Genomic DNA, 4,493 nt, shown 5'->3' on the forward strand with positions numbered 1-4,493 from the left:
GAAGTTCAGCTCCAGACGCCCCTTGTCGGTGTGCTCCACCCACAGAACGCTGTACTGGTCCTTATCGAGTCCGGGCATCAGAACCCGCTCGAAGCTGGCCATCAGTTTTTCACGCTGCCCGGGCGGCAGGGCGGCCTCCGCGAACGACAGCACCCCGGAGGTGTATTTCTTCGCGTACGGCGAGGCATCGATAAGCTCCCGGATCTCTTCCGGCCGTCCCTGCAGGACAGTGGCCCCCTCACGCTGGCGGTCTTTCCCGAGCAGGTAATCCACCGGCCCGGCGCCACCGCCGCGGCCGCGCGGGTGGAATTTAACGATCATCGTCCGATCCTTTCTCCAGAACCGCGTGACGCAGCTGCTCGAGGCCGGCATCGATCGCCATCAGCGCGGCCACAATCTGCACCCGGTCCTGGCCGGTACCGCCGCCGGCGTTAACCCGGCGGGCTATCTGGTTCAGGTTATTGCCCATGCCGGCAAGCTGGCGCAGCAGCGCCGGCGAGATCGAGGGAAGTTTGCCGGCGCGGGCCGGCTTCTCACCGAGGCACGTCTGACGCATCCAGGAAGCCAGCTGCTTCCCGTCGCAGCGTTCGAGCAGCCGGCGGTGTTCGTCCTCCGTCACCCACATGGTGAGCATCTTGTTCCGTTTCTCTGACAAACCGGCCTCCTGATAACGCCGGGACGGACGGGAAAAGCTTCCCGGGCGGCGCGGGGTTGGACAAGCCGCAGGCGCGTCAGTGCTTTTAGCGGGTTTCGGGGCGCAGCCCTGAACCAGTCACGTAGCGCTAGCGGAGTGTATACTTGCTTAAAATGTAACATCGAGGAAATACGAGGCATAGCTGCCACATAAAGCAGGTGAAAAATGTAGGATGCGGGCGTAGGCAGAAAATGTCCTGCAGGAGAAGTGCCGCTTCCTCGCTCACTGACTCGCTTCGCTCGGGCGTTCGGCTGCGGCGAGCGGAGCCTGCGTGCTCAAAAGCAGTAGCGGCGTTATCCACAGATTCGGGGGATAAATGGCAAGAGAACGTGTGTAAGAAAGCGGGACCAAAAAAGGACCCGGCGTTGCCGGTTTTCCATAGGCTCCGCCCCCCTGACAAGCATCACAGAATCTGACGCTCAAATCAGTGGTGGCGAAACCCGACAGGACTATAAAGATACCAGGCGTTTCCCCCTGGTGGCTCCCTCTTGCGCTTTCCTGTTCCCGCCCTGCGGCATCCGTGTTGTGGTGGAAGCTTTACCTAAATCACCACGTCCCGTTCCGTTTAGACAGTTCGCTCCAAGCTGGGCTGTGTGCAAGAACCCCCCGTTCAGCCCGACTACCACGTTGTCCCGGTAACTATCATCTTGAGTCCAACCCGGAACAGACACGAAAAATCGCCAGTGGCGGTAGCCATTGGTAAGCAGGATGTGCGAGAGATGTATCGAGAGTTCTTGAAGTAGTGGCCTAACTGAGGCTACACTGGAAGGACAGATTTGGTGACGTCTCGCACAAGACTGTTACCTGGTTAAGCAGTTCCCCAACTGACCTAACCTTCGATTAAACCGCCTCCCCAGGCGGTTTTTTCGTTTACAGGGCAAGAGATTACGACTCATCGCAAAGGATCTCAAGAAGATCCTTCATGGATTACCGTTCATAACACTATCAAGCGTAACCGTCGATGATGGAGAAACCGCACCACCTCCGGTATCACGAACGTTGTTTATCTGGCATGCAGCCAGCACCATCGAAACAACCACAACGCCAGTAAAAAGTAGTTTTTTCATATTCAATCCTCTTATTTTTATAGTTATTCTTGGATTATAGGGGCCTCCAGTTAAGGCCCCTGATGTTAATTACTTAGATTTAAATCCCGGCTTGCCATTTGCTGCTCGCCATTCTTTAACTGTTTTTAAAACGCCAATAGCTGAATTATCAGCGCCTGGTTCTGGGTGATAAATCAGATCCCATCCATCTGGATGCTCGGTAAGTTGACCGAATTCATAAATTGCTTCATCGTGCGCAGATTCAGTAGGAAAATCAGCACGCTTTATTTTGTTCACAAAATCAACGAATTCCTGTTCTGTATAATCTGTTATTTTTTTAGTGCCCATCTCAGTTCCCCTTATGAATTTCAATATGACGCTTATCCCGGCCCGCTGTTGTAGGTTCTCTGCCACACCACAAATACTGCATATAAAACAATGTTTTTATATACGGTATTTTGATGCTACTCCTCATTAATCCCTTTCGTTAACAGGGTATTTTTATTTGTTTTTAACGTATTACAGTCAGGCATTGTCACCCGTTTTTGGTAATGGCGAAGATGTCTTACAATAGGGGTACGGGACACGTATGGGACGGACGCAACTTATGGCATGGCACACTGTACAGGACACGTTAAAACTTACTGGCCGTTCGCGCTCGCAACTCTACCGTGACATGGCGAAAGGCCTCGTCAGCTACAGGACAGGCAAAGATGAAAGGCGTGAATTCGAGACAAGCGAACTGATCCGGGTCTACGGTGAACTCAAGGATCTTGAGACAGCAAAAAGGCACAAAGAGGGACAGTCAAAAAATGGCAATATTCAGGCGGGAAATACGCAGTTAGAGACCATTCAGCAGAAGCTGGATACACTGCAGGAAACCGTCACCCTGATGCTCGAGGATAAAATCGCACGGGAAGCAGAAAAGCGGGCGCGGGAAGAGGAGCGTGATCAGCTGCAGGCGGAAATCAGCCGGCTGACGGACGCGCTGGCGCAGGAAAAAAAGCGGAGCTTCTGGTCGCGGTTGTTTCGCTCCGGTTCAGAGTGACCGTGCCGGTGACGCTGATTTACCATAACATCCGTTGCCCGCACCGCTCGACAGGCACTGGCGGCGCAGACGCCACCTGACGCCCGAAAACCCGGCTTAAGCAACGCTACATCCTCCGTTAAGCCGGGAGATAATTTTTACCCGACTGCATAGCCATGCAGCCAGGTGAATGACGGCAGGATTCATCCTGAAAACGGCATAAAAGCCCCAAAAACCGGCAAATGCTTCTCCAGCCACTCCCACAGCTCTGCCGTCAGATACAGACAGTTAAGTACAGCTTCAATAACGTTAAGCAATTTCATTTCCCGCTCCTGAATAAGCCGTGACCTTTTTTGTCACGAACCTATTTAGCGGGAGAAATCAGAGCCCTTCTTCGTGCGGGGTGTCCGCTGCGGGAAGAGGTTAAAGCATCGGACCTTTGTACGTTTTCTGCGGCTGGCGCTGCAGCACGAGCGTTTTCTGATACTCACGCTCGTGCTGCCGGCGCTCGGCGGCGTTCAACTCCCGTACAAGCGGCGCAGCTGTTCGCTCAAACTCTGCACCTGCTCGCTCAAGTCCGTCACGCGCTCGCTCAGTATCGCGTTCTCCCGTTGCATAAGCCCAGACATCCTCCGCCATTCCGCGAAGGCGCTCTCCCATTCGTCCAGCCTTTGCGAGTAGTCCTGCTGTAGCTGCTCTAATGCGCTCAGCAACTGCTTTTCCAGCTCTGTCATTTTCCGCTACTCCTGTTTCAGGCGGATCCAGGTCGTCCCGTCGTAGGGGATAGTTTCGGATTGCATCCCCGGCGGCAGGATAAGGAATTTCCGGCCGTCGCTGCTCTCCTGATAGCGCACCCCCCACGTCCGGACGGTGAGTTTCTTCAGCGTATCCTCCTGCTGGCGAAGGGCCGTGTAATTGTCGGTTATCTGCTGGCCCTGCCACCACAGCACGCCCCCGCTCGTTGCGATCAGCAGCGCCGAGATCATCAGGATGGTGAGCCATGTCCGGCCGGCCGTGCGAAGCACGCTCCGCCGGTTCTTCTCCATAGCCGAGCTCATACCCTGCTCGTGGGCGCGGATGGCGTCGCTGATTCTCTTCGCGCTTGCGCTCAGTTCCGCTCTGACAGACTGCTCGTGCTCGCTGAATGCGGCTTTCAGCATCTCGCCGGTATGCAGCTGCTGCGCTTTCGATTTCTGCTCCAAGTCCTTCGCCAGCGTTAAAAGACTGCTCATAGATGGCTCCCTTCAGTCGGATGTTTCGCCCCCCGTCCGGGTCGGCAATGCTGATACTGCTTTTTGTGGTGCGCACCACCTCAAAACCTGCACTTTCCAGCGCCTCAGTGACGTCCTGGCGCGTTTTCAGCTCCCCGGATGAGGCTAAGGCCAGTAATCCCTGCGTGATGGCCTGTGCGGCTTCCTGCTTCGCTTCTGGCAGGGCGGCCGCCGTGACCAGCGTCCGCCGGTTCTCCGGCGCGTTCGGGTCATGCAGCCCCAGCCGGCCGTTGACCACCGTCTGCCAGGCATCGATGCGCGGCCGGTCGGCACGGTCAAAGTACGGCTGCAGGCGCTTACCGGTCAGCAGCTCGGTGTTGGGGATCAGGAAGTTCAGCTCCAGACGCCCCTTGTCGGTGTGCTCCACCCACAGAACGCTGTACTGGTCCTTATCGAGTCCGGGCATCAGAACCCGCTCGAAGCTGGCCATCAGTTTTTCACGCTGCCCGGGCGGC

Annotated in this window: 6 protein-coding genes and 3 pseudogenes; 3 read left to right on the forward strand and 6 right to left on the reverse strand. The window is 55.8% G+C overall.

All coding sequences use genetic code 11. From position 1 onward, the window contains the following. A pseudogene (locus MXM41_RS22580) lies at window positions 1-321 on the reverse strand (nuclease); the annotation flags it as partial. Beyond that, window positions 311-634 (reverse strand): MobC family plasmid mobilization relaxosome protein, encoded by a 324-nt coding sequence (locus MXM41_RS22585; protein ID WP_230431606.1) that lies wholly within the window; start codon window positions 632-634, stop codon window positions 311-313. The gene MXM41_RS22585 and the pseudogene MXM41_RS22580, both read right to left, overlap by 11 nt. A gap of 372 nt (window positions 635-1,006) precedes the next feature. On the opposite strand from MXM41_RS22585, the pseudogene MXM41_RS22910 reads away from it, so the two are divergent. Then, window positions 1,007-1,437: pseudogene (locus MXM41_RS22910) on the forward strand (hypothetical protein). A gap of 177 nt (window positions 1,438-1,614) precedes the next feature. On the opposite strand, the gene MXM41_RS22590 reads toward MXM41_RS22910, so the two are convergent. Both MXM41_RS22590 and MXM41_RS22595 read right to left on the reverse strand, forming a co-directional pair. Next, a complete protein-coding gene (locus MXM41_RS22590; RefSeq protein ID WP_325934478.1) occupies window positions 1,615-1,761 on the reverse strand; it encodes a colicin release lysis protein in 147 nt (48 codons plus the stop codon). Window positions 1,762-1,830: 69 nt separating this feature from the next. Then, window positions 1,831-2,088: a bacteriocin immunity protein gene (locus MXM41_RS22595; RefSeq protein WP_310809535.1), complete on the reverse strand. Its 258-nt coding sequence runs from the start codon at window positions 2,086-2,088 to the stop codon at window positions 1,831-1,833. A gap of 259 nt (window positions 2,089-2,347) precedes the next feature. On the opposite strand from MXM41_RS22595, the gene MXM41_RS22600 reads away from it, so the two are divergent. Beyond that, on the forward strand, window positions 2,348-2,788 hold the full coding sequence (locus MXM41_RS22600; protein ID WP_310809534.1) for an entry exclusion protein 1: 441 nt from the start codon (window positions 2,348-2,350) through the stop codon (window positions 2,786-2,788). Window positions 2,789-3,285: 497 nt separating this feature from the next. Here MXM41_RS22600 and MXM41_RS22605 read toward each other — a convergent pair whose 3' ends face one another. Further along, the gene (locus tag MXM41_RS22605; protein ID WP_325934480.1) at window positions 3,286-3,501 is read right to left on the reverse strand and encodes an MbeD family mobilization/exclusion protein; all 216 of its coding nucleotides are present in this window, start codon (window positions 3,499-3,501) and stop codon (window positions 3,286-3,288) included. Window positions 3,502-3,507: 6 nt separating this feature from the next. Next, a complete protein-coding gene (locus tag MXM41_RS22610) occupies window positions 3,508-3,999 on the reverse strand; it encodes an MbeB family mobilization protein (RefSeq protein ID WP_325934481.1) in 492 nt (163 codons plus the stop codon). Between the two features lie 250 nt (window positions 4,000-4,249). Here MXM41_RS22610 and MXM41_RS22915 point away from each other — a divergent pair. Further along, window positions 4,250-4,493, forward strand: a pseudogene (locus tag MXM41_RS22915) (hypothetical protein); the annotation flags it as partial.

Origin of the sequence: Leclercia adecarboxylata (assembly GCF_035787115.1) — a bacterium.
In the GTDB taxonomy this organism is placed as follows: Bacteria; Pseudomonadota; Gammaproteobacteria; order Enterobacterales; family Enterobacteriaceae; genus Enterobacter; species Enterobacter adecarboxylatus_E.

Coding starts and splice junctions, on each gene's coding strand:
- MXM41_RS22610 (WP_325934481.1), bottom strand. CDS start 3,999: ATGAGCAGTCTTTTAACGCTGGCGAAGGACTTGGAGCAGAAATCGAAA.
- MXM41_RS22595 (WP_310809535.1), bottom strand. CDS start 2,088: ATGGGCACTAAAAAAATAACAGATTATACAGAACAGGAATTCGTTGAT.
- MXM41_RS22585 (WP_230431606.1), bottom strand. CDS start 634: ATGCTCACCATGTGGGTGACGGAGGACGAACACCGCCGGCTGCTCGAA.
- MXM41_RS22605 (WP_325934480.1), bottom strand. CDS start 3,501: ATGACAGAGCTGGAAAAGCAGTTGCTGAGCGCATTAGAGCAGCTACAG.
- MXM41_RS22590 (WP_325934478.1), bottom strand. CDS start 1,761: ATGAAAAAACTACTTTTTACTGGCGTTGTGGTTGTTTCGATGGTGCTG.
- MXM41_RS22600 (WP_310809534.1), top strand. CDS start 2,348: ATGGCATGGCACACTGTACAGGACACGTTAAAACTTACTGGCCGTTCG.